Consider the following 26744-nt stretch of genomic DNA (forward strand, 5'->3'; position numbering starts at 1 on the left):
CGGGGGTGCGGACCGCGGTGACGCGGTGGCCGGTGTCCGGGTCGGCGCCGTCATAGTCGATGCACAGCGACACATGGCCTTCGGTGCCGCCCTGGGAGACGACGCGGTGCCGGTCGTCGTAGACGTACTCGTAGCGCCGGCCGTTGGTGTCGACCCAGGCGATGACCCGGTGGTCGCTGTCGTACTCGAAGCGCAGCGGGAGGCCGCTGGAGCCGGTGACCTCGGTCAGGTCTCCGTCGGTGTAGCCGTAGCGGACCAGCTCGGCCTCGCCCAGGCGCAGGGCGGTGATCCGGCCGCCCTCGGCGGCGAACGTCAGGTGGTAGCCGCCGTCGTGGACGATGCCCGTGGGGGTGCCGTCGCCGTCGTATTCGAAGGTGAGGCGGTGGCCGTTGCGGTCGGAGATCTCGGTCAGCGGCGCCTCGCCGTCCGCGCCGGGCGGCCCGTCGGTGGGTCCGGTGTAGCGCCGGACGTGGCCGGTGTCCGGGTCGGTGACGGTGTAGTCGCCGCCCAGGGTGCGCTCCAGGGGCCACCGGGGGCCCAGTTCGGGCAGGGTCGGCACACCGGGGGCGGGGTGCGGGTAGGACAGCAGCAGTCCGTCGGCGCCGACGAGGACGACGCCCCGGTCCAGGACCTCCAGACGCTGATCGGCCGTGCTGGACCACGAGGGGCCGAACCACCGCCCGGCGCGGTAGCCGGACTCGGCCCTGCGGGAGAACACCAGCGGCAGCAGGCCGGGCAGGGACACATCGGTCTGCGGCAGGAACATCTTCCCGGTGGCCAGGTCGACCGGGTCGGTGTGGCCGGTGGTCTTGGCGTGGTCGGGCACGCTGTGCGGCGCGGCGCCGTCCGTCCCGAGCTGTGAGTGGCCGCCGGACTTCCACTTCCAGCTGCTGGGTTTCCAGCCCCTGCCCGGCGCCCGCTCGCCGAGCTGCGCGAGGTCCTTGCCCGCGGTGGCGAGCGACCGCACGCCTCCGAGGCCCTTGGTGCCGACCAGTTCGGGCACCAGCCGCCCCAGGCCCTCCGCGGGGTCCTTCTGGAAGGAGTCCCACATGGTCTTCAGCGCCGTGTCCGGGTCGTTCGCCATCCGGAGCAGGCCGGCGGCGGTGTCGTTGAGGCGGGTGGCGTACTCGGCGGGGTGGGTGAGGTTGTAGGGGTCCAGGGCGTTCATGGAGCGGGCGAAGTTCACCAGCCCCGCCGTGCCCTTGACCACGCCGCCGACGAAGTGGCTTCCGTCCAGCCGCAGCCCCTCCACCCCGTCCGCCGCCCGCCGGAGGTACGAGGGTGTGCGCGGGGCCTTGTCACGCGCCGCCGCCACCGCCCGCTGGGCGGTGAGGTGTGCCGTGTCCCGCTGCCGCCGCGCCTCGCCCAGGATGTCCTTCGCCGCCTGGATGTCGGCGCTGCCCGGGTCGCGACCGGCGGACGCCTCGGCGTGCTGGGCGGCGGACGCCTCGGACGCCTTCTTGCCCCTGCGGTAGGTGCGGACGGCCTCGTCGGCCTGCTTCTGGGCCCACTCCACCGTCTCGGCGAACCCGCGCAGCGCCGCGGCCGCCTTGCCGCAGGCGTCGGCCGCGACGTACCACTTCTTCGGCTCGGCGGACACCCTGCGGGCGAAGGCCGCGGCGGACCGTCCCTTCAAGGCGTCGAGGGCGTGGGGGCCGACCCCTTGGAGCCCCTTGCCGACGTCGTTGAAGGCGTTCTCGAAGGTGGTCAGGTGGTCGGCCGTGGCTCGCAGCTTGTCGGGGCTGCCGTGGATGAGCCGCCCCGGGTCCTCGGTCTGGTCCAGCCGCAGCTCCTCGACGTCCGCGCCCAGCGCGTTCGCGGCCGAGTCGGTCGTGTGCCGGACCCAGTCGGCTCCGTCGGCCCAGCCCATGCCGTCGAGCCCGTCGGCGGTGAAGTCGCCCACCCCGTCGACGGCTTCGCCGAGGTTCTCCACCTGGTCGTCGACGAAGTGCTGCACCGGGTCAGGTATGAAATCCCCGAGTCCCACCGCGTGTACCCCCGTACGTGTGCTGGTGCCGCGACGAGCCTACTGGCGCCGCGGGTCGCCGAGAACGCTCAGGCCACGGGTTTGAGCAGGTTCTGAGGAAGCGTGTACGCGCACCGGCCCGCGGGGGCGGTTCCGGCCGCGGGCCGGTGAGGGGGCGTTCGCCCGGTGTGCGGGGCCCGGTCCCCCGGTTTCCGGGGCTCAGCGGGGCAGTTGCGCCTCGATCGCCGCGACGACCTCCGCCGCCTCCGGCTCGGTCCGCGGCCGGAACCTGGCGACGACCTCTCCGCCCGGCGACACCAGGAACTTCTCGAAGTTCCACTGGATGTCGCCCGCCTCGCCCGCCTCGTCCGCGGCCTTCGTCAGCTCGGCGTACAGCGGATGCCGCCCCTCGCCGTTGACCTCGATCTTCTCCATGAGCGGGAAGGAGACTCCGTACGTGGTGGAGCAGAACGTCTGGATCTCCTCGCTGCTCCCGGGTTCCTGGCCGGCGAACTGGTTGCAGGGGAAGCCCAGCACGGTGAAGCCGCGCTCGGCGTAGCGCTGCTGCAGCCGCTCCAGGCCCTCGTACTGCGGCGTCAGCCCGCACTTGGACGCCACGTTGACCAGCAGCAGGGCCGTGTCCTGGTGGGCGCCGAGGGTGGTGGGCTCGCCGGAGAGGGTGTGCAGCGGGATGTCGTACAGACTCATCGGTGGGGCTCGCCTTCGTCGTTCCGTCGGTGTTCCGTCGGTGCTCGGCAAATCTACGCGTTTCCATCGCCCCGTCTGCGGTTACTCTCGGTTGTGCGGGCGCTCACGGCGCGGGGGCCGCAAAAAGGGGGACGTGTGTCACGGGACGAGGAAGCCGTCGTCAGCAGGCTGCTCATCGTGGAGTACGAGCAGGTGAAGGAGGAACAGCGGGCGCGCATCGGGTTCCGGGACAATCTGCTCTACGCCACGCTCGCCTCCATGGCCGCCATCATCACCTTCTCGCTGCAAGGCGGCGGCCGGCCCGAACTGCTTCTGCTGCTGCCCCCGGCCTCGGTGCTGCTGGGCTGGACCTATCTCGTCAACGACGAGAAGATCTCGGCCATCGGCCGTTACATACGCCAGGACCTGGACCCACGGCTGTCCGCGCTGGTCCCCGACCGGCCCCGGGTCTTCGGTTGGGAGACGGCCCACCGCGACGACCACCGCCGGATCTCCCGGAAGCGGCTGCAGCTCGCGGCCGACCTGCTGCTGTTCGCCGTGGCACCGGTCGCCGCCCTGATCGTCTACTGGACCTGCGGCCCGGCCAAGGCGCCGCTCGTCGCGGTCTCGGTGGCCGAAACCCTGCTGATCGCGGTGTTGACGATGCAGATCGTGGTGTACGCGGATCTGCACCGGCCCTGACACGATGGGATCGCTCGGGCCGGACACGCGCGACGTAGGGGGACACGGTGGGGGCAGACGGGGACGGGGCGCCGGCGGGGGCCGGCGGCCGGGCGGAGGTGGTCATCCTCACCGCGCTCGAGGTGGAGTACCGGGCCGTGCGGGCACATCTGGAGGAGCTGCGCACGGTGGCGGCCGAGCGGGGGTCCCTGTTCGAGGTGGGCGTCTTCCGCGAGGGCCACGCCGACACCTCGGTCGCGATCCATATGACGGGCCCGGGGAACCCGGGCGCCGCGGCCCTGGTGGAGCGGGCGTCGGCGCTCTTCACCCCGCGGGCCCTGCTGTTCGTCGGGGTGGCGGGCGGCCGCAAGGACGTGGGCCTGGGGGATGTGGTGGCCGCGGAGGCGGTGTACGACTACGAGACCGGCAAGGACACCGAGGACGCCTTTCTGCCCCGCCAGAGGACCCATCAGTCGACATACGACCTGGTCCAGCTGGCCAGGACGGTCGCGGCCGGGGACGAGTGGCAGCGGGGGATCCGCCTCGCCGGGGGCGGCGCCGCGCCGCGCCCGAAAGCCCACGTCAAGCCCATCGCGGCGGGCGGCCGGGTGGTGACGCACCAGCGGTCGGAGGTCGGCCGCAGGCTCACGGCGGGCGCGGGCGACGCGGTGGCGGTGGACATGGAGGGCTTCGGCTTCCTGGCGGGCGCGTACGTCAACCGGCACGTCGACGCCCTGGTGATCCGCGGGATCTCCGATCTGCTCGCCGACAAGGACGAGGCGCACGACGAGCACTGGCAGCCCGTCGCCTCCCGGCACGCGGCGGCGTTCGCCTTCGCACTCCTCCGTCGGCTGCCCCCGGCCGCCGCGGAGCCGACCACCTCGGCCCGCTCCGCCCCGTCCCACCCCGCGCCACCCCGCAAGCTGAAGATCCATGAACTGGGCGAGCTGGCCAATCTGTTGCTGGCCGTCCCCGGGCTGTCCGCCCCGGCCGGCTGGCAGCAGCTGCTGGACGAACTGCCGGGCGTCGGCACGCAGGTGGCCCGGCAGTCGGCGAGCCGGGCGGAGGCGCTGGCCCTGCTGCGCACCTGCGAGGCGTACGGGGCGTGGGGCGATCTGGCGGACGTCCTCACGGTCATCGCGCCGGACGCCCCGGCCACGGCGGAACTGATCGCGCGGCTGGCGCTGCTCGGTCTTGTGTGACCACCGCACGGCCCCGGCGGACGTGCCACGGCACCGGCCGCCGCCGTGTGACGGGCGCGACTCTCGCGCCTCACGGGGTGTCAGGTGAGGAGTTCGGGGCATACAAGTTGTCCGGAGTCCGGGCCGGGCGGGGACCGCCTGTGGCAGGGTCTCCGGCAAAGATCACCGGCGGCGGGGACCGGTGATGGGGGCGCGGGAGGTCATGCATGGCGGCCACGGGGGAAGGCGGCCTGAAATCGGTCAACCATCTCGTCACGGCGTTGAAGGAGTTCCGGGTTCTGATCGATCCGGACTCCCGTGAACTGTGTCTGGAACTGGTCGCCAGGGAGCTGGATGCGGCGCTGACCGTCCGCAACCACCGGGTGACCGGCTACTTTCTGGTGGAGCTGGCCAAGGAATGCCTGGACAATGAGCGCGTCATGCGGGCGCTGCGCGAGTCGCTCGCGATCCTGGCCCCGGACGCGCCTGCCATGAAGCAGCTCGACTCGGTCATGGAGCAGATGACGGCCCGTCCGGCGCTGCCCGCGGACGCCACTGAGCGGCTGAACTCACTGCTCGAAGGGCTGGAGGTCGCGTATCTGGCGCGGCTGTGCCGCGGCGCGGCGGGGCCGCTGCAGGAGGTGCCGCCGGTCACCGGACCCTGGCATGCCTTCGAGACCCTGTCCCGGATGAACTCCAGGCCGGATGGCCTGCCGCCGGGCCTGGCCCTGGTCGAGTACCTGGCCGCCTCTGCCCGGCCGCTGGAGCTGGCCGACCGCCTGCGGGGCTGGGCGGACGAACAGGCGCGCGAGCTGTCGCTGACCTCGCCGCTGAGGTCGCTGCGGCAGCAGGTGGGGCACGCTGCCCCGGCCGAGTCGATCGACGCCTATCTGGTGATCCAGCTGTTGCCGCAGGACGAGCCCGGCCGGTACGAGCTCTCCTCGTGGCACGCCTACGATCCGACCGGCTGGTATCCGGTCCGCGGCCCGGTGGGCAAGGTCACGGCCACCACGGCCGAGCGCGCGGTACAGGATCTGGTACACGAGGCCGTAGAGGAGTGGGAGGACGCCCGCTGCATCCACCTGGAGTTCGTCCTCAGCGCCGAGGACCTCCACCTGCCGGTGCACATGTGGCGCACCGAGCTGGACAGCGACTTCCCCACCCCGTTGTGCTCGAGCTACCCCGTGGTCGTACGGAGCCTGGAGCGCAGCCAGACCAAGCGGTGGTACCCCCACTGGAAGAAGCGGTGGCAGACCTTCCGCGCCCAGCCCGAGCGGTCCCGGCAGCTTGTCGTCGACGGGCCGGATCCGGACAGTCCGCGCTCCGGTGACCCGGGCGCCCTGGTGGCCCGGCTCAACGCCGACCAGCATGTGTTCGCCCTGGTCCTGAACGCGCCGCCGGGCGCGAGCCCGGAGGGGAGCCGGCAGGCCTCGGCGGCGTGGCGGGCGGGCGTCCCCGTCGTCGTATGGGACCGGCGGCACCCACGGGATCCGGACTTCGCTCATCAGTTGAGACAAAAGGCCAGTGGGGACCTGGCACGGCTCCGCGATGCCGTGAAAGAGTTGCGGATGGAGGCCCAAGGGATAGCGTCCGCGGAACGCGAACAGCACCTTGGGCAACATGTGATGCTCGTTTGGGACGACCCGACCCGTCCCGTGGAGACGCAAGGACGGTTGGCGGGGCCGGAAGAGGGGGTGGGCAGTCGATGACCGACGCAGGGCCTACGAGGCGGCACAACGGACACGCGAACGGCGATCCGGGCCCCGCTTCCCCCCTCGGCCCGACGTCGTCGGGCATTCCCCGCCCGTGGTGGATCTATCAGGGCACCGGACGTCCCTTACACGACGTCAGCCTGGAAGACATCCTCCCGCCGCCCCCTCCGTGGCGCACCTTCAACGGTGTCTCCCCGGACCCCGCGGACGGCATCGAGGCCGAGGCGCGGGCTTATTCAAACGAGGTATCACAGAACGAAGAAGGCGAGCCGCCGACCGAGCCGCCCGCCCCGCCCGAGGACGAGCAGGACGCCGCCCGGCGGCTCGGCGCCGCCCCCCTGGGCATGCGGTCGGACCCCGAAGAGGCCGATGTCGTCAACGCGGCGCTCATTCTGCGCCGTCCCCTTCTGGTGACCGGCCGCCCGGGGACGGGCAAGTCCACGCTGGCGTACCGCATCGCCAGAGAGCTGGGGCTCGGTCGCGTGCTGCGCTGGCCGATCACCACACGCACCACCCTGCGGTCGGGTCTGTACGACTACGACGCGGTCGGCCGGGTGCACGCCGCGGCGGCCGGCCAGGCGGCGGACGCGGAATTACCCGAGCCCGGGCCGGAGGACATCGGGGACTTTCTCCAACTCGGCCCGCTGGGCACGGCGATGCTGCCGCACCGGCTGCCCCGCGTCCTGCTCATCGACGAATTCGACAAAAGCGATATCGATCTGCCCAATGACCTCCTCGACATCTTCGAGGCCGGCGAATACGCCATTCCCGAGCTGCTCCGCATCCGCAGTCGCCGCCCCGCCGTCCGGGTGCTGACCGACGACCCCGACCGCAGCGCCGTCATCGCCTCCGGGCGGGTGCGCTGTCGCGCCTTCCCGGTCGTCGTCATCACCAGCAACGACGAGCGGGAATTCCCGCCCGCGTTTTTGCGCCGCTGTCTGCAGCTGCGGCTGCCCGACCCGGACGCCGACCGGCTCGCCGCGATCGTGGCCGCGCATCTGGGACGGGCGGATGACCCGCGCGCCCTGGAACTCATCCAGATGTTCCTGGAACGCAGTCGGCTCGAAGGCGGGCTGGCGGCCGACCAGTTGCTCAACGCGGTGTACCTGGTGACGTCTCAGGCCCATCGTCCGGGTCCCGAGTGGGAGGAGCTACTGCACGCCGTCTGGCACCGGCTGGATGCAGCAGGCCCGACATGACACACGACCCAGGCGGCAGGTCCACCGAGCACGGCCGGCCGGACCTCGACTGGCAGCAGATCGCCGACGCGTTATGGCTCACGGTCTGCAGGGCGGAGACCGACCGCGAGGCCGGCCGCACCACCCCGGCCCCGCCCTCCCCCGCGCCCACCGCCGGGGAGCCACCCCGCGCCCCCGACCCGCCGCGGGGACCGGCTCCGGACGCCGAGGGCGAGGATCCGGAGCCCGAGGACAAACTGGCCTTCTCCGCACCGCGCCCCGTGGAACTCGTCGGCGTCACGGCCCCGCCCGGCGAGACCCCCGGCCGTGCGATCGCCGCCGATGTCGTCACCCCCGCCCCCCGGCTCACCGCGGTCGCGCCTCCCACCGCCGAACGGGCCCTGTCCCGGGCGCTTCGGCCGTTCAAGCGGACCTCGCCCTCGCCGGTCGGGGTCGAGATCGACGAGGAGACCACGGCCGAGCGGGCGGCACGGGAGGGGCTGTGGCTGCCCAGTTGCGTGCCGGTGCGGGAGCGCTGGATGGACATGGTCCTGGTCGTGGACCGCAGCAGCTCCATGGTGGTGTGGCGGCAAACGGTCGGCCAACTGGTCACCGTCCTGGAGCGCACCGGCGCGTTCCGCACGGTCCGCGTGCAGCGGATCAACTTCGACCACCCACTGCCCGCGGAACCGACGGACCGCCGCGACGGGGCGGACCGCGGGCGCTCGCCGATCGACGGCATCCCGCCCCGCGGCAGACGGGCCGTCCTCGTCCTGACCGACGGCATCGGCGCCGCGTGGGGCGACGAGACCGGCAAACGGGCCCTGGGACGCTGGGCACGGCACGCCACAGTCGCCGTACTGCACGTGCTCAACCAGGGCCACTGGCACCACACCGGGCTCATGCCCGAGCGGGTACGGGTGCGGGTGCCCGAGCCGGGCGCGCCCAACGGCACCTGGCACCGCACCGACGGCGCCCCCTGGCCCGGAGGCGAGCCGCCGGTCCCGGTGCTCGAACTCGACGCACGGTGGCTGCACCGCTGGGCGCAACTGGTGACCCGACCGTCGACCCGCGGTCGCGACACGCTGGCGCTGCTGCCCGGAGTCCCGGCCGAACGCTGGGAACGGGAACCGGAGCCCACCGCCCGCGACCGCGTGTTCCGCTTCCGCGCGACCGCCTCCCCCAGCGCCTTCACGCTCGCCTCCCGCCTGGCGGCGGCCCCGCTGAACATCCCGGTCATGGAGTTCGTCCAGGGCATGCACGAGCCGCAGGGCAGCCCCGGCGACCTCGCCGAGATCCTGCTGGGCGGGCTGCTGCGCAAGGTCGGGGCGGCAGACCCGATGGACGAGACGGGAATCGGCTATGAGTTCCACAGCGGAGTACGGGAGTTACTGCTGTCGGCCGGGATGCGGGACGAGTCGCTGTACATCCTGCGCAGCGTCCTGGACCGGCTCGGCCGCCGCTGGAAACCCCTCCACGTACTGCGGGACGCACTCAACCACCCCTCGGAGGCCCTCCCCGACCTGCCCGAGACCGAGCGGCTGCTGCCGTACATGCGCGTCCAGGAGAAGGTCTACCAGGCACTCTCCGGGCCCTACCTGGAGGGCGCGCGGACCTTCCACGCACGCGTGCTCGCACAGAACGCGCTCGGCCGCTCGGAGGAACGGCGCGGCGATCCAGTTGAAGACCCACCGAGTGGGGGAAGTGCGGTGAATGACTCCATGATGTCCCGTTCCAAGCCGTCTTCCCCTAAGGACGAATCATCACCCCCGTCGGCGCACGGCACGCCGGGCGCGGCGGGTGAGCACCCGAGAGGAAGTTTTGTGCCCGTGACCGCTGCCCGGTCCCTGCCCGCCGTGGAGGAGCGCCGTGCCGGGGATCCCCCGGCCATCTGGGGGAACGTCCCGCCCCGGAACAACAACTTCACCGGGCGACAAGCGTTGCTCGACACCTTGCACGAGCGTCTGAGCAGCGAGGGCACGGCCGCCGTGCTCCCGGAGGCCCTGCACGGTCTCGGCGGCGTGGGCAAGTCGCAGATCGCCCTGGAGTACGTACACCAGCACGCGTCCGACTACGAAGCGGTGTGGTGGATCCCGGCGGAGCGCCCGGAGCAGATCCGCCAGGCGCTGGTCCAGCTGGCGGACCGGCTGGGGCTGCAGGTCGGCCTGGAGTCGAATGTGGCCGTGCCCAGTGTGCTGGAGGCGCTGCGCACCGGCCGCCCCTGCCGTGACTGGCTCCTGGTCTTCGACAACGCGGAAGAACTGGATACGGTACGGCCCTTCTTCCCCAACGGGGGCCCCGGCCGCATCCTGGTGACCTCCCGTAACGCCCAGTGGTCCCGGGCCGCCCGCACGGTCGAGGTGGATGTCTTCGACCGGGAGGAGAGCATCGAGCTGCTGCGGCGCCGGGGCCCGGAGCTGCCGGACGAGCAGGCGGACCGGGTGGCCGAGGCGCTGGGCGATCTGCCGCTGGCGATCGAGCAGGCGGCCGCCTGGCTCACGGAGACCGGTATGCCGGTCGACGAGTATCTGCACGTCTTCGAGGACGAGCGGACCGATGTCAGCACCCGGCGCGCCGAGTTGCTGGCCCAGGGCGTCCCGGTCGACTACCCCGAACCGGTCGCGGCGGCCTGGAACATGTCGCTGCGCCGGCTCGCTGAGCACCATCCCGGAGCCCTGCAACTACTGCAGGTGTGCTCCTTCTTCGCCCCGGAGCCCATCTCGCGGCGGCTGTTCTCCGGGGTCCGGGGGGTCTCCCTCTCTCCTGAGCTCTCGGAGGTGCTGCAGGACCCGATCAAGCTCGGCCATGCGATCCGTGAGATCAATCGCTATGCGCTGATCAAAATCAATCACCGGAACAACACCATCGAAATGCACCGACTGGTGCAGGCGGTGCTGATGGGCCAGATGTCCCCACAGCAGCAGGCGGACATGCGGCACAGCGCCCACGTACTGCTCGCCTACGGCGACCCCAACGACGTCGCCCCCGTCAACTGGCCGCGCTACGCCGATCTGCTGTCCCATGTCCGCGCCTCCCGCGCGATGGAGTGCGACGACAAATGGGTGCGGCAGATGGTCCGCAACCTGATCAGCTTCCTGTTCGTCTGGGGAGACCACAAAGGCGCCCGCGAGTTCGGGAGCCAGGTGGTGGAGACCTGGCGCCAGTCCCTGGGCGAGGACAGTCTGGAGACGCTGACCGCGTCCCGGACCCTCGGCCACGCCCTGACCTCGCTCGGCCACTATGAGGAGGCCCGGGAGCTCAACAACCGGATCCTGGAGCTGCTGCGCGCCCATCCGCAAGCGGGCGAGAACCACGAGGACACCATCGCGACCATGGGTGCGGTCGCCAACAGCGCCCGGCTCCAGGGAGATTACGCCAGGTCCGTCGAGTTGGAGAAGGACCGGTGGACCAGAGCTCTCCGCGTCTTCGGCGAGGAGGACCCGTACACCCTGGCCGCCGGGAACGACTACGGGCTGGCGCTCCGCGCCGTCGGCGACTTCGCGCTCGCCCAGGAGGTCCACCAGTCCGCGCGCGACACCGCGGCCATCGTCCTCGGGGAGGACTCTCTCACCACGATCCTGCTCTCCACCCACCTCTCCAGCGACGCCCGCGGCAAGGGCCAGTACCACGCCGCCCGCGCCATGCAGGAGGAGACCTTCGCGCGGGCCCTGCGCAGCGTGCCGCCGAACGCGCCCGTGTTCGTCAACGCGATGCGCACCCTGGCCGTGGCCCGTCGCAAGGCGGGCGACCACGAGGGGGCGATCGAACTGACCCGGCAGGCCCTGGACAGCTACCGGCTGCGCTACATCGAGCCGAACCTCGACATCACCACGGCGGAGATGAACCTCTCCATGGACCTGCGCCAGAACGCCGACCTGGCCGGCGCCCGGGACCTCGGCAGAAAGTCCCTGGAGGACCTGCGGGTCATCCTCGGCCCCCGGCACCCCTACACCTCGAGCGCGGCGACCAACCTTGCCGTCACGCTCCGGCTGCTGGGCGAGACCGAGGAGGCGCTGGCGCTCAACAAGGAGACGCTGCCGGTCTTCGTGGAGTCGCTCGGGGCCGACCATCCCTCGACGCTCACCTGCGCCATCAACCTGGCCAGCGATCTGTACACGCTGGCCGACTACGAAGAGGCGCACAGCCTGGACACCGACAGCCTGGCCGCCTGCCGGGAGCGGCTGGGCGAGGACCATCCCACCACGCTGGCGTGCGCGGTCAATCTGTCGGCGGATCTGCGCGCCCTGGGCGAGAGCCGCTCGGCGGAGGAGTTGCACAACGACGCCCTGGAGCGGTTCCGCCGGGTGCTGGGCACCCAGCACCCGGCCACCATCGCGGCGGCCCGGGGCATCCGCGCGGACTGCGACCTGGAGGCGTACACGTTCTGACGCGACACCCCGGCGCTCAGCGGCGCGTCCCGATCCAGCGGGCGAGAGCCACCGGGTCGGGGCCGCCGGCCGGGTCGCGCAGCGCCCGGTGCACCGCGAGCACGACTTCCGGACAGCCCAGCAGCGCCTCCTTGGCCGGGCCCGCGGGCAGCGTCAGGGCGAGCCCCGACCAGGCGGGAAGGTCGTCGGGGTGCTCGGCCAGCCGGTCGCGGTAGCCGCGCAGCGCGGCGGCGGTGTCCCCGGCGGCCCAGTCGAGGTCGGCCCTCAGCGGGGCGTCCATGCCGTCGAGCATGTGCCCCTCCGGCTTCTCCCGCAGCAGGGCGAAGCCGGCCGGGTCGCGCAGGCGCAGCCGGATCAGGGCCGGGCGCGCCGCCACCGCCGTCCGGGACGCGCGCAGCACGGTCGGGGGAAGGGAGTCCGGTGCGGGCCGGCCCAGCTGCCAGGCCCGCGCCCACTGTCCGGTCCGGCCGGGGTCCACAGACAGATGGTGCAGGCGGTAGAGCAGCCGGTGATCGAGGTTGAGGTCCTCGGCGGTGCGCAGCGGAACCTCGGGCACGGGCTCCGTGAGCCATGGGGACAGCCTGTTCCTGATCCCTCGCAGAAAGCGATCGCCCAGGGCGGTGAGCTCCGCGTGGTCGCGCAGCGTCCGCAGTCCTTGGGCGGTCTGCGTACGCCGCAGCGCGAACTCGAACTCCGAAACGGCCCGTGTGGTCTCATCCGCTACGACATGCCTGTGGGACTGCCAGAACGCCGTGACGCCCAAGAAGGCGTACACGCCGTGCAGCAGACCGCGCAGCGGGCGGGGATCCGTGCGCCAGGGCGCGTAGTGGATCTCCTCCATGCCGCCGTGCATCAAGGGCACCAGGTCCAACAGCGCGCTGAGTTTGACGTGCTGGGCTTCGTGGATCAGCGAGGCGGCGAGGGTGGCCGAATCCGTCGGAGGGTTCAGCAGGACGCAGCCGTACGCCTCGGGCGACGAGGCGCTGAACGGTTCGACCCGGGCGGGGTAGCGCACGGGGACGACAGAGATCAGACAGCCGGCGACACCGGTCGGATCCACACTGCTCTGCCCGGCGACGAGCGCCCAGGCGCTGTCGAAGTGTTTCTGCCACCGCTCCGCCTCCGGTTCGCTCAGCCGCGTCGGAGCGGTGGGGCGCAGAAAGTCCCGATAGGGGTCGAGGTCGTCCAGGTAGGGCGAGCAGGGGTGGACGGGGTGGTGGCCGTGCAGCCGCCTCAGGGGCTGCCAGCCCTTGGCAGCGTCCCGGGTGAGGTCGGAGGGCAGCGGCACCGTGCGCGAACCGGCTCGTACGGTTCGCGCGCCCGCGCCATCGGCGGCGATCTCGGCGACCGGGGAGCCACAGCCCGCGAGTTCGGCGAAGCCCAGCGCGGGCAGCATGACCCCGCCGTCGCGGACCCCGACCGCGATCCGGAAGTCGATCCCCGCGAGGAGGGCCGCCGAGGCGGCCACGGTGTGCAGATAGCCGGTCTCCAGCCACAGCGGGACCTCGTCGGCCGTCTCCTGCGCGACGCCGCGCAGTCTGCGCACACAACGGCTGAGCCAGGCGCCCACCTGAGGGTGCAGCAGCAGGCGTGCCACGCTGGACGGGCTGCGCCGCTCGGCCCGTATCAGCAGTTCCCATGCCTCACGCGGCGCGGGCAGTGGCCCCGGCACGCCGGGATGGGAGGAGGCGAGGTCGGTCAACGCGCGTAGCAGGAGCATAAGACGGCTGCGCTGGCCCGCCCGTAACTCGGCGATCGCGGACACTCCCCCACCGCCATGCGCCAACTCCTCGAAGCACGCCGTGGACAGCCGGTGGTGACGGCTCATCGGGGGCGCGGCCGGCGGTCGGCTGCGGTGCGGGGACGGGAGCAGGGAGGGAGGGCCAGCTGAATAGTCCGCCGGCATGGCCGCCTTTCTTGGTGGGGTGAATGCTGTCGCGCCACGCCGGGATTCCATCAACAGCCCGATGACGACGCGGCGGCCGTCGCGAGGGTCGGCGGGGACTGTACGAGTTCGAGCAATCGCCGGGTCGCGAGGGTGAACTCCTGACTGTCGCCCAGTTCTTCAAGCGTCGTTCCCGAGAGGTCCACCAACTCCGTCTCGACCCCGGTCGCCGCTCGCTCCATGACATGTCCCCCTCTAGACGCTCCGTGCCGGCTCAGGCGAGGCCTCTTCCATGGTGGCCCACCCGATAATGATTGCGGAAGGGCGAAAGGGGCCAGTGGGTGTCGGGTCCATCAAGATTTTCGGACACCCAGGGGCGTCATGTGGCCGCACTTCCCGGCCAATTCATTTCCGGCGCGTCCGGTCGGGCGCGGGGCGGGGACAGCGGTTCCGCGCCCGGCCGTGGCGCTCCGGGTCAGGGCTGGGAACCCGGCTCGAGGGCGGTGACTTCGAATACGCCCCCGCAGACCTGGAGGGAGCGCGCCGACGTCTTCATGGAACGGTAGGAGTCCGGCGGGTAGGCGCGAATTCGGGACGCGGTCCGCCAACAGGGCTTGTCAGAGAGGCCTTTGTTGAGGGTGTGCAGACTCGCGTAGGCGCTGTCGCCGGGTTTCAGGACGATCGTGGGCCGCGCCGGTCCTCGGCGGGTGGCGGGATCGCCGATAGCCGCGCCGGGGGCGTCGAGCAGGGAAACGCCGGGAAAGCCCGTCAGCGTGCAACTGGTCTCGCCGGTATTGGTGAAGGCCAGCGGAACATAGACATTGCCCGCGCCGATATCCGCCCGGCCGGTGGAGAGTTTCAACTGATCCTGGGAGCAGACGCGGCGCGCGGCGGGCGGGGCGGCGGAGGCTCCCTCGGTGGCGACGGACGGCTTGGCCGCGGTCGGCGTCTTCGCGGGGGTCGAGGCCGGGGCGGCGTCGTCCCCGGTCTCGCTCGGCTCGGCTGTGCCGGGCCGGGCGGCGCTCGTGGCCGAGTGGGGCGCGTCGGCGGAGCCGGGCGGCGCGGGCGCCCCCGAGTCCTGATCGGTGCCGCAGGCCGTGACCGCGGCCAGCGCGCCGATGAGCAGTGCGGATACGGATAAGACCGGCGGCCGACGCCTCGCGGGCGTCCCGCCGTACCGCTGAGCCATGGGCAACCTCCTGTGGGTCGGACATCCAGCGGCTCGTCAGCCACCGCGCCGGGTGCCCCGACATTCCCCGTCCATTCCCCTTCGACTCCTCTTCCCCCGATCGACGCCCTTATGTCTCCATGGCATTAATCGCATAACAGGGGCAATTCGGCATTACGGATTCCACGCCACAATCACCCCACCCGGAAAGCCGTGACGCGGATCACAGTTCATCATGGACGTGATCGATTTCCGGACACAGGTCCGTCGAGACCTTGTCGTGACCAAAACGATGTGTTTACTGTGCGGCACCCGTCGCATTCCATGCACGGGTCTCTCCTCCGCCGGAGCGCCGAGTCCTGCCGTGGCGGAGGAGTGACACGACGACCTGTCACGGCAGGAGCGGGGGAACCAGGTAGGCGCCGTGCCGCGCGATATCGGGCGGGACGGCTAGGGGTGAAGTCGCGCCACGGTGCCGGGGGCACCGAGAAGGGCGCGGCCGGGCAGCTCCCGCCCGAACCCGACAGCTCACCTCGCAGGCGTCAGGAGAGGATGAGCTCAATGGCTGCACGCGGACGTCACCGCCGGCCCCGGCCCCGCCGCGTCTCCCGCGCCTCGCTCGCGTTCACCGCGGGCGGCGCCGGCGTCGCGCTGCCCCTCATAGGCGTCGGCCAGGCGAACGCCGCCTCCGTCGACACCTGGGACAAGGTGGCGGAGTGTGAGTCCACCGACAACTGGAGCATCAACACCGGGAACGGCTACTACGGCGGCCTGCAGTTCTCCCAGTCCACCTGGGAGGCGTTCGGGGGGACGTCCTTCGCGCCCCGGGCCGACCTGGCCTCCAAGGACCAGCAGATAGCCATCGCCGAGAAGGTGCTCGACGCCCAGGGCCCCGGCGCCTGGCCGGTCTGCTCGGTCAAGGCGGGCCTGACCCGCGGCGGCCAACCCGCGGACGTCTCCCCCGGCAGCTCGCAGGCCACTCCCAAGGCGGCCCCGAAGGCCGCCCCCAAAGCCGCTCCGAAGGCCACCACCAAGGCCGTCGATCAGAGCGCCGCCGCCGGGCGCTCCGGCTCCTCGTACACCGTGGTCAGCGGCGACACCCTGTCCCGGATAGCCGACGCGCAGGACATGGACGGCGTCGGCGGCTGGCAGCAGCTCTACGAGACCAACCGCCGGGTCATCGGCGGCGACCCGGACCTGATCTACCCCGGCCAGAAGCTCACCCTCGACGGAAGCCGGTCCCCGGCCGGGCAGGAGCGCGAGAGCCGACCGGCCGAGCAGACGGACCGGGCCAAGCAGACGGACCAGTCCAAGCAGCGCGCGGAACAGGCGGCCAAGCAGCGCGCCGAGCAGGCGGCCAAGCAGCGGGTCGAGCAGGCGCAGAAGGCACGGCAGAAAGCCAAGCAGTCCGGCTCGGCGGCGCACCCGTCCTCCTCATCGTCATCCTTCACCACGCCGGTCGCCGGCCACGGCATCGGCACCGCCTACGGCGTCTCCGGCAGCAACTGGTCCAGCGGCCATCACACCGGGGTCGACTTCCCCGTCGCCACCGGAACGCAGGTGCGGGCGGTGGGCTCGGCCGAGGTGGTCGCCGCGGGCTGGGGCGGCGCGTACGGCTACCAGGTCGTGCTGCGCCACTCCGACGGCATGTACAGCCAGTACGCGCACATGTCCGCGCTGTCCGTCCACGTCGGCCAGACGGTCTCCGGCGGCCAGCAGATCGGCCGGTCCGGGGCGACCGGCAACGTGACCGGACCGCATGTGCACTTCGAGGTGCGCACCGGGCCCGACTACGGCTCGGACGTCAACCCGCTCGCCTATCTCCGGTCCAAGGGCGTCCAGATCTGAGACGGGTGTCATGAAGGGTGCTCTGCCGCGGCCCGAGGCCGCGGCAGACCCGCCCTACATCACCAGATGTGCCTTCGCGTGCGTGACCTCCTCGATGTCACCGCCCGCCTTCGAGATCAGCCGGTGAGCGAGGTTGTTCAGCGCACGTGCCGCCGCGATCTCCTCGCCGACCCGCGGCTGAGCCGGGTCGTCGGGGTTCCGGTTCGCCCGGCCCTGAGCCAGCATCTCGGTACCGTCGTGCATCCTCAGCCGGACGACCGCCTCGGTCAGGGGTCCGAGCTCACGGAACTCCATTTCGATGTCGCATCCCACGATCGTCTCCATCGCGGTCATCACCTCCTGCTTCATCTACCAGGATGCGCCTCACCCGGCATCCCGGTCGACCGGGAGAGCAACTCGACGACCTCGGCGTCGCCGGTCTGGGAGAAGTCCTCGTACCACTCGCCGACCGCCGAGAACTCCGCGGGCGTGGACAGGCACACCACGTCGTCCGCGTCCTGCCGCAGCGCCTCGGCCGCGTCCGGCGGCGCGACCGGGACCGCCAGCACCACCCGGGCCGCGCCTTGGGCGCGGGCGACCCGGCAGGCGGCCCGGGCCGTGGCGCCGGTGGCGATCCCGTCATCCACGACGATCACCGTCCGGCCGCTGACCGCGACCCGCGCCCGGCCGCGCCGGAACCGCCGCGCCTGCCGTGCCAGCTCCTCCTCCTCGGTCCGCTCCACCTCCTCGAGCTCCTCCTTGCCCGCCCGGCTCATCCGCACGATCGCGTCGTGCACCACGCGTACCCCGCCCTCGCCGATGGCACCGAAGCCCAGCTCGCGGTGGCAGGGGACACCGAGCTTGCGGACGATGATGACGTCCAGGGGTGCCTTCAGCTCCCGCGCCACCTCGAAGGCCACCGGCACCCCGCCCCGCGGCAGCCCGAGCACCACGGGGTCCTCGCTGCTCAGCGGGCGCAGCCGGGCGGCCAGACGCCGCCCGGCGTCCGCGCGGTCGACGAAGATCATGACGCACCCCCTAGCACGAAGATCATGACTCAGCCCCTGGCGCGGGGAGACCCGAGCCGACCCGGAGCCGGGAGACCCGGCCCACCCTTACGACTCCATCCGAAGATTCCCCTGTCCGCAAACCGACGGGGACCCGGTCGGCCCGCGTCGACGCGCGGAAGCGGGCCGGATCGGCCCACCCTGGAAGCATGGAGAACGCCACGGATCCGAGCGAGTCCGGCCATCTCGTCTTCGTGGACGCGTACGACGCGGACACCAGGTACCGGCGGGTGTGGCTGCGGGGCCTGGGCTGGGAGCCGCTGGAGCGGGAGGAGTTCGAGCCGCGCGTACGACGGCTGTTCCCGGGCATCGACCTGGACGACCCCGAGCAGGTCCACTGGGTCGACCGGCCGGGCCAGTGGCCGCCCTGGCATCCGGGCGAAGCATGACCGTCCTCGTCGGCACCTCGGGGTGGCAGTACAAGGACTGGCGCGACGTCCTGTATCCGTCCGGCTGCCCCCAGCGGCTGTGGCTGGAGGAGTACGCCCGGGGCTTCGCCACCGTCGAGTCCAACAACGCCTTCTACCGGCTGCCCACCCGCGAGCAGTTCGCCACCTGGCGGGAGCGCACCCCCGACGGGTTTGTGATGGCCCTCAAGGCCAGCCGCTACCTCACCCACATCAAGCGGCTCCGCGACCCCGAGGAGCCGGTCGCGCGGCTGATGGCGCACGCCGAGGGCCTCGGGGACCGGCTGGGGCCCGTGCTGCTGCAGCTGCCGCCCACCCTGCGCGTCGACAGCGGGCTGCTGGACACCGCGCTCGGCTGCTTCCCCTCCCGGACACGGGTGGCCGTCGAGCCACGCCACGACTCGTGGTGGACCGCCGAGGTCCGCCAGGTGCTGGAGCGCCGTGGCGCGGCGCTGTGCTGGGCGGACGCCGGCTCCCGGCCGGTGACCCCGCTGTGGCGCACGGCCGGGTGGGGCTATCTGCGCTTCCACCACGGGCTGGCCCGGCCGGCGCCGCGCTACGGCCGCCAGGCGCTCGCCTCCTGGGCGCGCCGGGTGGCCGACGCCTGGCCCGAGCGCGCCGACGTCTACGCGTACTTCAACAACGATCCGGGCGGGGCGGCCGTCCACGACGCCGTGGTCTTCGCCCGGGCCGTGGACCGGCTCGGGCGCGAGGTGAGCCGCACCCCCTCCCTGTGACGCCTCGCCGCGACGCGCCCCGCTACTCCTTGACCGCGCCGCCGAGCATGCCCTCGATGAACCGGCGCTGCAGGGCCACGTACACGACGACCACCGGCAGCGCGATGAGCACCGAGGCCGCCGCGAGCAGCGCCGCGTCGGAGCTGTGCTGCCCCTGGAAGAAGGCCAGGCCCAGCGGGACCGTGCGGTGGGCCTCGTCGCTGACCATGACCAGCGCCATCAGGAATTCGTTCCAGGTCCACATGAAGGTGATGACCACCATGGTGGAGATGGCCGGGCGGCCCATGGGGACCAGGACCCGCCACAGCGTGGTCCAGGTGTTCGCGCCGTCGATCCGGGCCGCCTCGATCACCTCCCGCGCGCTGCCCCGGAAGTACGTCCGCATCCAGAAGACGCCGAAGGCGAGGGACTGCGCGGTCTGCGGCAGGATCAGCGCCCAGTAGGTGTCGGTGAGCTCGGCGTACCGCAGATCGAAGTAGAGCGGCACGACCAGCGCCTCCTGGGGCAGCGTCAGGCCGATCACGAAGAGGTAGAACAGCACCGTGGAGCCGGGGAAGCGCATCACCCCGAAGGCGTACGCGGCCAGCACGGCCAGCACGGTGGTGGCCGCCACCACGACCACCGTCACCAGGACCGAGTTGCCGAGGTAGGTGCCGAAGTGGCCGCGGTTCCAGGCGTCGGCGAAGTTGCTCCAGTGCAGTCCGCCCTCGGGCAGCGAGAAGCCGGTGTCCAGGGAGTCCTGTGAGCCGAAGGCGGTGGAGAGGATGCCGATGACCGGGGTGAGCGCGATGACGGAGAAGAGGCCGAGGATGCCGTAGGTGACACTGCGTTCGAGGCGCGTGGTCATGACCGCCGCCCTTCCACGAGCCGGGAGACCGTGACGGTCAGGACGAAGATCAGGACCGTGAGGGCCACCCCCACGGCGGCCGCCGAGCCGACCTGATTGGTCTCGAACGCCCGGTGGTAGACCTCGTAGGCGGGTACGGAGGTGGAGTTGCCGGGGCCACCGCTGGTGGTGATGTAGATGAGGTCGAAGTTGCGCAGCCCCGCCACGATCGTCAGGGTCAGCGCGACCGCGATCTGCGGCCGCAGCCCGGGCAGGGTGATGGAGAAGAACTCCCGCACCGGCCCGGCGCCGTCCATCCGGGCCGCCTCGTACAGCTCGCGCGGGATGCGCTGGGCGCCCGCCAGGAACAGGACCATGCACAGCCCGGTGCCGACCCAGGTGCCGACGACACCGACGGCGGGCAGGGCCCAGTCGTAGTCGCCGAGCCAGGGCCGCGCGAGCGAGCCGAGGCCGACCGCGCGGAGCATGTCGTTGAGCAGCCCGTCCGGGGCGAGGATCGAGCGCCAGGCGACGCCGACCACGATCAGCGCGAGAACCTGGGGCAGGAAGAGGACCGTACGGAAGAAGGTCATGCCGCGGACCCGGGCGCGGGACATCACGGCGGCCAGCAGCAGCCCGATGGCCACCGGCAGGGCCGAGTAGAAGACGAGCAGCAGCAGGGCGTGGGCGAAGGGGGCGCGTAGCGCGGGGTCGGTGAACAGGTCGCGGTAGTTGTCGAAGCCCGCGGAGGTGGCGACGGTCAGGCCGTCCCAGTGCACGAACGACAGCCAGACCGACTGGCCGAACGGGTAGAGCAGAAAGGCGGCGTACAGGACGAGGGCGGGCAGGATGTAGAGGTAGCCGATGGCGCGGGGCTCGCCCGGCGCCCGCCGCCGGTATGCGGCGGGGCTGAGGGGGTTCTTCATTTCGGCTCCGCCGGGGCGGGCGTGGCCGCGTGGCGCTCACGCTGTTTCTTCATGAAGGCGCCGTAGTCCTTCTGCAGGGTCGCGGCGAATCGCTCGGGCGAGGTCTTGCCGCTGATGACGCCCTGGAGCGCGGCGGTGATGGTGTCGAAGAAGGTGGGGGTGGAGTAGTCGAGGTACGGAACCAGCCCGTCGGCCGCGCTCAGCCGCTTCCACCCGGCGATCATCTGGCCGTCCACGGTGTCCGGCTTCACCCGCTCGGCGGCGGCTCCGGGCACCGCGGGCAGCACGCCGTGCGCGGTCATCACATCGGCCGCGTGCTTGTTGGTGATGAAGTCGAGGTAGGCGGCGGCGACTTCGGGGTGCTTGGAGCGGGAGGTGATCGACCAGGCGAGCCCCTGGCCGCCGGTGGTGACGGGGGCTTTGCCGGCCGAGGCCGGGGGCGGCGTCATCAGGCCGAGCTTGTCGCCCATGGCCTTCTTCAGGTCGGCCAGCAGCCAGGTGCCGGTCAGCAGATACCCGCCGTCGCCGGAGGAGAACTTCTTGGCGGCGTCGTCGTAGCCGAGCCCGTTGGCGCCCTTGGGGAGGTAGCCGCGCTTCGTCCAGTCGGCGAGGGTGGCCGCCGCGTCCTTGGTGGCGGCGGTGTCGAAGCCCGTGCCGCGGCCGAGGACGGTGTCGCGGACCTCGGCGGCGGCGAGCTGGTCCTGCAGCACGCCGAAGGTGTGGATGGCCGGGTACTTGTCCAGGTTTCCGAACTGAATGGGCAGCTCGTCACGGTCCTTGAGGCGCGGGAGGCTCGCGGTGAACTCACCCCAGGTCTTCGGCGGCTGGAGGCCGGCCTTCGCCAGCACGTCCTTGTTGTAATAGAGGCCCACGTACTCACCGGTCTGGGATATGCCGTAGAGCCGGCCGGTGCCGAAGTCGGTGCCGTCGGCGGAGACCCGGTTGAGGTTGAGCAGGGTGTTCGGGTAGCGGGTGTTCCAGGCGTAGATCCCGGCGTAGTTGTCGAGCGGGGCGAGCAGCCCGGCCCGGACGAAGGACACCATGTCCGGGTAGCCCTGGTTGGCCTGGACCACATCAGGAGGGTTGTTGCCGGAGAGGGCGAGCTTCAGGGTGGTCTTCAGATCGTTGAAGCTGCGGGCCACCCGCTTGATCCTGACATTGGGGTACTTCCGCTCGAACTCCTTGTTGAGCTGCTGCAGTTCCCCGTTGGTGCCGCCCCGGACCTCCTGGTCCCAGACCGTCAGCGTGACCTTCCCCGCCTTGGCCGGGTTTGGTACGGCGATGGCGGAGCCGCCCCCCGGGCCGTAGGCCTGCGAACCGTCGGTGCCCGGCACACAGGCCGTGGCCAGCAGCGCGAGCCCGGCGGTGAGCAGGGCCGACACGGCCCTGAGGCGTACGCGGCGCGAGCCGGTACAGGGCAATCCCATCGAGATCTCCTTCAGACGTATCCGTGGACCCGCTGGCATCGTCACGCGCCCCGGAAGCCGATGGTGGGCAGGGCGCGCAGGCGCGGCCACTGGCGCACCCCGGCCGGAATGAGCTCGTTCAAGAACCCGTAGCGGTGCGCCAGTTCGCCGCACGCGGCGCCGTCGCCGGCGGCCCGCTCCGTCAGCGCCCACCACGCGGCCACCTCCGCCCAGCCCGGGGCGGCCAGCGAGCCGCCGAAGTGCTGGACCGAGAGGGCGGCGGTGAGGTTGGCGAAGGCGAGCCGTTCGGCGAGCGGCCGGCCCGCGAGCGTACCGGTCATGAAGCCCGCGACGAAGACGTCGCCGGCCCCGGTCGGGTCGAGCGCGGCCACGGGCAGCCCCGGCACCTCGGCGCTCTCCCCGGTGAGCGAGTCGATGGCCACCGCCCCTTCGACGCCCTTGGTGACCACCGCGATGGGCACCAGGTCGGCCAGCGCCCGCACGGCCTGCTCTGGGGTGTCGGTGCGGGTGTAGCGCTGCGCCTCGGCCGCGTTGGGCAGAAAGGCGTGGGCGTACGACAGGTCGGGCAGCGCGGCCAGGTCCCAGCGGCCGGAGTCGTCCCAGCCCACGTCGGCGAAGATCTGGCTGCCCTGGGCGTGCGCCTGGCGCACCCAGTCCTCCTGCCGCCCCGGTTCGAAGGCGGTGACGCAGGCGCGGGAGGGCGGCGGTGCGCTGTGGGTGGCGGGCGGCGGGGCCGGGTGCTCGTGGGTGACCATGGTGCGCTCGCCGTCGTACGCCATGGAGACGGTGACCGGCGAGTGCCAGCCCGGCAGCCGCCGGGAGTGGCTGAGGTCGACGCCCTCGCCGGTGGCCAGGGCCTCCCAGCAGTAGTCGCCGTACACATCGGCGCCGAAGGCCGCGGCGAGGGTGGTGCGCAGGCCCAGGCGGGCGAGGGCGGTGGCCATGTTGGCGATGCCGCCGGGGCTGGAGCCCATGCCGCGCGCCCAGGTCTCGGTGCCGCGCACCGGGGCGTGGTCGAGGCCGGTGAAGATGATGTCGAGGAACACGGTGCCGGTGAGATAGACGTCGTGCTCGGGGTCTCCGGGGGCGCGCAGGGCGGCCAGCGGGTCTATGGAATCTGCGGTTCCGGCAGTGCTCACCGGCGCGCCCTTCCTGTTCATCGTGGTGTTCATCGTGGTGTTCATCGCGCTGTGCAAGGGATCTACGTGAGCGACACCTTGCATGGCCCGAGGCAGTGATTGCAAGAGGTCGATCAGACTCGCGCAAACCCGCTCACGTGAAGTAGATTTGCCGACATGTTGCGAGAGACCCGGCACGAGAAGCTGCTGAGCATCCTCGGCGAGGAGGGCGTACTGCCCATCGGGGAGATCGCCAAGCGGCTCGGGGTCAGCGAGGCCACCGCCCGCCGGGATCTGTCCGAGCTGGGCCGGGCCGGCCGGCTCACCCGGGTCTACGGCGGCGCGGTGGCCACCCCCCGCCCCGACGAGGAGCGGCCCTTCAGCGAGGTGGAGGTGGACGACCTGGCCGACAAGACGGCCGTCGCCCACCGGGCCGCCCGGCTGATCGCCGACGGGGACGTGGTGCTCCTGGACATCGGCACGACCACGCTCCAGCTCGCCAAGCTGCTGCGCGGCCGCCCGGTCACCGTCGTCACCAGCAATCTCGCCGTCTACGACGAGCTGCGCGACGACCCGGAGGTGACCTTGATCCTGCTGGGCGGGCAGGTGCGCAGCAACTACCGGTCCGTGGTCGGCTTCCTCACCGAGTCCAACGTCCGCCAGCTGCACGTCGGCCGCCTCTTCCTCGGCGCCAGCGGTGTGCTGCCCGACGGGAGCGTGCTGGACAGCACGCATGTGGAGGTGCCCGTCAAGCGGGCCATGCTCGCCTCGTCCCGCGAGGTGGTGCTGCTGGTCACCACCGGGAAGTTTCCCGGCGACACCGGGCTCGCCCGGATCTGCGGGCCGCAGCAGATCGACACTCTGATCACCAACAAGACATCAGACCCGGCGACGCTCGAGGTGTTCCGCGAGGCCGGTGTGGAGGTTGTGACCGTATGAGGCTGACTGTGCTGGGCGGCGGCGGGTTCCGTATGCCACTGGTGTACCGGGCACTACTGAACGACAGCGGGGACGAGGCCGGGCGCTGCACCGAGCTGGTCCTGTTCGACACCGACCGCGGCCGGCTGGACGCGATCGGGGCCGTGCTGGCCGAACAGGCCGCAGGCCGCCCCGGCGCACCCGCCGTACGGGCCACCACCGACCTCGACGACGCGCTGCGCGGCGCCGACTTCGTCTTCTCCGCCATCCGCGTCGGCGGCCTGGCCGGCCGGGCGCGCGACGAGCGCGTCCCGCTGGCCGAGGGCGTCCTCGGCCAGGAGACCGTGGGCGCCGGCGGGGTGCTCTACGGGCTGCGCACCCTGCCGGTGGCCCTGGACATCGCCGAACGGATCGCCACCGTGGCCCCCGACGCCTGGGTCATCAACTTCACCAACCCGGCCGGCATGGTCACCGAGGCGATGCAGCGGGTGCTCGGCGACCGGGTGATCGGCATCTGCGACTCCCCGGTCGGGCTGTGCCGCCGGGCCGCGCGGGCGCTGGGCGCCGACCCGGGCCGGGCCAGTTACGACTATGTGGGCCTCAACCACCTCGGCTGGCTACGCGGGGTGATCGTGGACGGGCGGGACCGGCTGCCCGAGCTGCTGGCGGACACCACGGCCCTGGAGTCCTTCGAGGAGGGCAAGCTCTTCGGGGCGCCGTGGCTGCAGGCGCTGGGCGCCCTGCCCAACGAGTATCTGCACTACTACTACTTCAACCGGGAGGCGGTGACCTCCATCCGGCAGGCCCCGGCCACCCGCGGGGAGTTCCTCCGCGACCAGCAGGCGGGCTTCTACGCCGAGGCCGCGGCGGCGGGAACGGCTGAGGGGGCCGCCGGGGCCGGGGCGCTGGAGCTGTGGGAGCGGACCCGTATGGAGCGCGAGGCCACGTACATGGCGGAGAGCCGGGAGGCGAGCGGCGGCTGGCAGCGCGACTCCTGCGACCTGGACGGCGGCGGCTACGACCGGATCGCCCTGGCCATCATGCGGGCCATCGCCCGCGACGAGCGCGCCACGCTGATCCTCAACGTGCGCAACCGCACCACGGTCCCCGGCCTGGACGCGGACGCCGTGGTGGAGGTGCCCTGCCTGGTCGACGCGGGCGGCGCGCGGCCCCTGGCCGCCGGGGCCGTGGCGCCGGACCAGCTCGGGCTGATGCTCATCCTCAAGGCCGTGGAGCGGGCCACGATCGCCGCGGCCACCACCCACGGCCCGGCCGCCCGCGCCGCGGCCCTCCGCGCGCTCGCCCTGCACCCGCTCGTCGACTCCGTCAACGTGGCGAGCCGCATCCTCGACGCCTCGGGAGCGCTTTCAGCCTCCTAGTGCCCCGTCAGCCAAGGTTCGCCCCGCTCGCCGCCCTGGCACGGCCATCTGCTGCGTTGCCGAATCAGCCGAGTAGGCCCACTACGAGGCCGATCCGGCGCCTTGCAGCTGACCGCACCAGGACGCCTCGCTACCGGGCAAACCTTGACTGACGCGGCACTAGCACATGCCCGAACGGGCTTTCCCTAGTCTCTGAACGCGCCCGGCCGGGCGCCGATCGTGCCCATTTCACAGAAGCGGGCAGCGAACGGGCCCGCCAGGCGCGTATTCAGTCATCCCCCCGCGTCACCACTCCTCCCCGCACCCCCGCCGACCAGGCATGACAACGGTCGCGCAACGGGCGCAGGCGGGCACGATCCGCCCTGCGCCGCCACTGGCGACCCTGTTGTCCATTTGTAAAACTGCCACGCAAGTCAGCAGCAGGCAGGAGGTGCGGTGTGGACGCGGAGGAACGCCGTCGGGAGATCCTCGACGCGGCCCGGCGCGCGGGATCCGTCGATGTCGGGAAGCTCGCCGCGGACCTCGGGGTCTCCAAGGAGACCGTACGGCGCGATTTGCGGGTGCTCGAGGACCACGGGCTGGTGCGGCGCACCCACGGCGGGGCGTACCCCGTGGAGAGCGCCGGCTTCGAGACCACCCTCGCCTTCCGCACCACCATGCACGTCCCGGAGAAGTCGCGGATCGCGGCGGCCGCCGCGGATCTACTCGGCGACGCCGAGACGGTCTTCATCGACGAGGGTTTCACCCCGCAGCTGATCGCGGAGGCCCTGCCCCGGGACCGTCCGCTCACCGTGATCACCGCCTCGCTGTCGGCCGCGAGCGGCCTGGCCACCCGCGAGAACACCACCGTGCTGCTGCTCGGCGGCCGCGTCCGCGGCGGCACCATGGCCACCGTCGACCACTGGGCCACCCATATGCTCTCGGGCTTCGTCATCGACCTGGCGTTCATCGGCGCCAACGGCATCTCCCGGCAGTACGGGCTCACCACGCCCGATCCGGCGGTGAGCGAGGTCAAGGCGCGGGTGGTCAAGGTGTCCCGGCGGAAGGTGTTCTCCGGGGTGCACAACAAGTTCGGGGCCGTCAGCTTCTGCCGCTTCGCCGATGTGTCGGACTTCGAGACGATCGTGACGGACACCGGGCTCCCACTGACCGAGGCGAATCGCTACTCGCTGCTCGGCCCGCAGATCATCCGGGTCTGACGCCCCGTTCCCGCTCTTCTCGCTTCCCCTCGCTTCCCCTCGCTTCTTCAACTGTTCCTTCGATTGG

General features: G+C 71.8%; 21 protein-coding genes, 1 pseudogene and 1 riboswitch. Of the genes and pseudogenes, 11 read left to right on the top strand and 11 right to left on the bottom strand.

What is annotated here, in order from left to right:
* Positions 1-1987: putative T7SS-secreted protein (locus tag PV419_RS25535; protein WP_415925380.1), on the bottom strand; the 1987-nt coding region annotated here is incomplete at its 3' end.
* A 198-nt stretch (positions 1988-2185) separates the two neighbouring features.
* A complete protein-coding gene (locus PV419_RS25540; protein WP_319692582.1) occupies positions 2186-2674 on the bottom strand; it encodes a glutathione peroxidase in 489 nt (162 codons plus the stop codon).
* 135 nt (positions 2675-2809) lie between these two features.
* Here PV419_RS25540 and PV419_RS25545 point away from each other — a divergent pair, with 135 nt between their 5' ends.
* The 5 genes from PV419_RS25545 to fxsT all read left to right on the top strand — a co-directional run bounded on the left by PV419_RS25545 (position 2810) and on the right by fxsT (position 11793).
* Entirely contained in the window at positions 2810-3355 is a 546-nt protein-coding gene (locus tag PV419_RS25545) for a hypothetical protein (protein ID WP_319692584.1), read from the top strand.
* Between the two features lie 47 nt (positions 3356-3402).
* Positions 3403-4536: an effector-associated domain 2-containing protein gene (locus PV419_RS25550; protein WP_319692586.1), complete on the top strand. Its 1134-nt coding sequence runs from the start codon at positions 3403-3405 to the stop codon at positions 4534-4536.
* A 206-nt stretch (positions 4537-4742) separates the two neighbouring features.
* On the top strand, positions 4743-6224 hold the full coding sequence (locus tag PV419_RS25555) for an effector-associated domain 2-containing protein (RefSeq protein WP_319692588.1): 1482 nt from the start codon (positions 4743-4745) through the stop codon (positions 6222-6224).
* Positions 6221-7426, top strand: coding sequence for a MoxR family ATPase (locus PV419_RS25560; protein WP_319692590.1), 1206 nt, complete (start codon positions 6221-6223; stop codon positions 7424-7426). Before PV419_RS25555 ends, PV419_RS25560 begins: the two co-directional genes overlap by 4 nt.
* Positions 7423-11793 (top strand): FxSxx-COOH system tetratricopeptide repeat protein, encoded by a 4371-nt coding sequence (fxsT, locus tag PV419_RS25565; RefSeq protein WP_319692592.1) that lies wholly within the window; start codon positions 7423-7425, stop codon positions 11791-11793. Before PV419_RS25560 ends, fxsT begins: the two co-directional genes overlap by 4 nt.
* 16 nt (positions 11794-11809) lie before the next feature.
* Here the strand turns inward: fxsT and PV419_RS25570 are convergent, their stop codons facing one another.
* The 3 genes from PV419_RS25570 to PV419_RS25580 all read right to left on the bottom strand — a co-directional run bounded on the left by PV419_RS25570 (position 11810) and on the right by PV419_RS25580 (position 14867).
* Positions 11810-13621, bottom strand: coding sequence for an HEXXH motif domain-containing protein (locus tag PV419_RS25570; RefSeq protein WP_319692594.1), 1812 nt, complete (start codon positions 13619-13621; stop codon positions 11810-11812).
* A gap of 128 nt (positions 13622-13749) precedes the next feature.
* Entirely contained in the window at positions 13750-13920 is a 171-nt protein-coding gene (locus PV419_RS25575) for a hypothetical protein (protein ID WP_319692596.1), read from the bottom strand.
* A gap of 233 nt (positions 13921-14153) precedes the next feature.
* On the bottom strand, positions 14154-14867 hold the full coding sequence (locus PV419_RS25580) for a DUF4232 domain-containing protein (protein WP_319692598.1): 714 nt from the start codon (positions 14865-14867) through the stop codon (positions 14154-14156).
* A 353-nt stretch (positions 14868-15220) separates the two neighbouring features.
* Positions 15221-15402, top strand: a riboswitch (cyclic di-AMP (ydaO/yuaA leader).
* Between the two features lie 5 nt (positions 15403-15407).
* Here PV419_RS25580 and PV419_RS25585 point away from each other — a divergent pair.
* Positions 15408-16694 carry a transglycosylase family protein gene (locus tag PV419_RS25585; protein WP_319692600.1) on the top strand — a complete coding sequence of 429 codons (1287 nt, stop codon included), beginning with the start codon at positions 15408-15410 and terminating at the stop codon, positions 16692-16694.
* 54 nt (positions 16695-16748) lie between these two features.
* On the opposite strand, the gene PV419_RS25590 is transcribed toward PV419_RS25585, so the two are convergent.
* Entirely contained in the window at positions 16749-17042 is a 294-nt protein-coding gene (locus PV419_RS25590) for a dsRBD fold-containing protein (RefSeq protein WP_319692602.1), read from the bottom strand.
* A gap of 17 nt (positions 17043-17059) precedes the next feature.
* Positions 17060-17701, bottom strand: a pseudogene (locus tag PV419_RS25595) (phosphoribosyltransferase); the annotation flags it as partial.
* Between the two features lie 188 nt (positions 17702-17889).
* Here PV419_RS25595 and PV419_RS25600 point away from each other — a divergent pair.
* Both PV419_RS25600 and PV419_RS25605 read left to right on the top strand, forming a co-directional pair.
* Entirely contained in the window at positions 17890-18129 is a 240-nt protein-coding gene (locus tag PV419_RS25600; RefSeq protein WP_319692603.1) for a hypothetical protein, read from the top strand.
* Positions 18126-18884 (top strand): DUF72 domain-containing protein, encoded by a 759-nt coding sequence (locus tag PV419_RS25605; RefSeq protein ID WP_319692605.1) that lies wholly within the window; start codon positions 18126-18128, stop codon positions 18882-18884. The genes PV419_RS25600 and PV419_RS25605 overlap by 4 nt, the downstream gene beginning before the upstream one ends.
* A gap of 22 nt (positions 18885-18906) precedes the next feature.
* On the opposite strand, the gene PV419_RS25610 is transcribed toward PV419_RS25605, so the two are convergent.
* The 4 genes from PV419_RS25610 to PV419_RS25625 are packed head-to-tail and all read right to left on the bottom strand — an operon-like array spanning position 18907 to position 23235.
* Complete coding sequence (locus PV419_RS25610; RefSeq protein ID WP_319692607.1) at positions 18907-19731, bottom strand: carbohydrate ABC transporter permease; 825 nt, start codon at positions 19729-19731, stop codon at positions 18907-18909.
* Positions 19728-20636, bottom strand: coding sequence for a sugar ABC transporter permease (locus tag PV419_RS25615; protein WP_319692609.1), 909 nt, complete (start codon positions 20634-20636; stop codon positions 19728-19730). The genes PV419_RS25610 and PV419_RS25615 overlap by 4 nt, the downstream gene beginning before the upstream one ends.
* Positions 20633-22063, bottom strand: a complete 1431-nt coding sequence (locus PV419_RS25620; protein WP_319692612.1) for an extracellular solute-binding protein — start codon at positions 22061-22063, stop codon at positions 20633-20635. Before PV419_RS25620 ends, PV419_RS25615 begins: the two co-directional genes overlap by 4 nt.
* A 41-nt stretch (positions 22064-22104) precedes the next feature.
* Positions 22105-23235, bottom strand: coding sequence for a carbohydrate kinase family protein (locus PV419_RS25625; RefSeq protein ID WP_319692614.1), 1131 nt, complete (start codon positions 23233-23235; stop codon positions 22105-22107).
* 123 nt (positions 23236-23358) lie between these two features.
* Between PV419_RS25625 and PV419_RS25630 the strand changes: the two genes are divergently transcribed.
* The 3 genes from PV419_RS25630 to PV419_RS25640 all read left to right on the top strand — a co-directional run bounded on the left by PV419_RS25630 (position 23359) and on the right by PV419_RS25640 (position 26677).
* Positions 23359-24120: a DeoR/GlpR family DNA-binding transcription regulator gene (locus PV419_RS25630; RefSeq protein WP_319692616.1), complete on the top strand. Its 762-nt coding sequence runs from the start codon at positions 23359-23361 to the stop codon at positions 24118-24120.
* The gene (locus PV419_RS25635) at positions 24117-25478 is read left to right on the top strand and encodes a 6-phospho-beta-glucosidase (RefSeq protein WP_319692618.1); all 1362 of its coding nucleotides are present in this window, start codon (positions 24117-24119) and stop codon (positions 25476-25478) included. Before PV419_RS25630 ends, PV419_RS25635 begins: the two co-directional genes overlap by 4 nt.
* Before the next feature lie 437 nt (positions 25479-25915).
* On the top strand, positions 25916-26677 hold the full coding sequence (locus PV419_RS25640) for a DeoR/GlpR family DNA-binding transcription regulator (protein WP_319692620.1): 762 nt from the start codon (positions 25916-25918) through the stop codon (positions 26675-26677).
* Positions 26678-26744 lie beyond the last annotated feature (67 nt).

The organism is Streptomyces sp. ME19-01-6, assembly GCF_033793745.1.
GTDB lineage: Bacteria > Actinomycetota > Actinomycetes > Streptomycetales > Streptomycetaceae > Streptomyces.

What these genes read in the sequence shown, in the direction of transcription:
- PV419_RS25540 (WP_319692582.1), bottom strand. Translation starts at nt 2,674, where the DNA reads ATGAGTCTGTACGACATCCCGCTGCACACCCTCTCCGGCGAGCCCACC.
- PV419_RS25555 (WP_319692588.1), top strand. Translation starts at nt 4,743, where the DNA reads ATGGCGGCCACGGGGGAAGGCGGCCTGAAATCGGTCAACCATCTCGTC.
- PV419_RS25560 (WP_319692590.1), top strand. Translation starts at nt 6,221, where the DNA reads ATGACCGACGCAGGGCCTACGAGGCGGCACAACGGACACGCGAACGGC.
- fxsT (WP_319692592.1), top strand. Translation starts at nt 7,423, where the DNA reads ATGACACACGACCCAGGCGGCAGGTCCACCGAGCACGGCCGGCCGGAC.
- PV419_RS25570 (WP_319692594.1), bottom strand. Translation starts at nt 13,621, where the DNA reads ATGAGCCGTCACCACCGGCTGTCCACGGCGTGCTTCGAGGAGTTGGCG.
- PV419_RS25575 (WP_319692596.1), bottom strand. Translation starts at nt 13,920, where the DNA reads ATGGAGCGAGCGGCGACCGGGGTCGAGACGGAGTTGGTGGACCTCTCG.
- PV419_RS25580 (WP_319692598.1), bottom strand. Translation starts at nt 14,867, where the DNA reads ATGGCTCAGCGGTACGGCGGGACGCCCGCGAGGCGTCGGCCGCCGGTC.
- PV419_RS25585 (WP_319692600.1), top strand. Translation starts at nt 15,408, where the DNA reads ATGGCTGCACGCGGACGTCACCGCCGGCCCCGGCCCCGCCGCGTCTCC.
- PV419_RS25590 (WP_319692602.1), bottom strand. Translation starts at nt 17,042, where the DNA reads ATGAAGCAGGAGGTGATGACCGCGATGGAGACGATCGTGGGATGCGAC.
- PV419_RS25600 (WP_319692603.1), top strand. Translation starts at nt 17,890, where the DNA reads ATGGAGAACGCCACGGATCCGAGCGAGTCCGGCCATCTCGTCTTCGTG.
- PV419_RS25605 (WP_319692605.1), top strand. Translation starts at nt 18,126, where the DNA reads ATGACCGTCCTCGTCGGCACCTCGGGGTGGCAGTACAAGGACTGGCGC.
- PV419_RS25610 (WP_319692607.1), bottom strand. Translation starts at nt 19,731, where the DNA reads ATGACCACGCGCCTCGAACGCAGTGTCACCTACGGCATCCTCGGCCTC.
- PV419_RS25615 (WP_319692609.1), bottom strand. Translation starts at nt 20,636, where the DNA reads ATGAAGAACCCCCTCAGCCCCGCCGCATACCGGCGGCGGGCGCCGGGC.
- PV419_RS25620 (WP_319692612.1), bottom strand. Translation starts at nt 22,063, where the DNA reads ATGGGATTGCCCTGTACCGGCTCGCGCCGCGTACGCCTCAGGGCCGTG.
- PV419_RS25625 (WP_319692614.1), bottom strand. Translation starts at nt 23,235, where the DNA reads ATGAACACCACGATGAACAGGAAGGGCGCGCCGGTGAGCACTGCCGGA.
- PV419_RS25630 (WP_319692616.1), top strand. Translation starts at nt 23,359, where the DNA reads ATGTTGCGAGAGACCCGGCACGAGAAGCTGCTGAGCATCCTCGGCGAG.
- PV419_RS25635 (WP_319692618.1), top strand. Translation starts at nt 24,117, where the DNA reads ATGAGGCTGACTGTGCTGGGCGGCGGCGGGTTCCGTATGCCACTGGTG.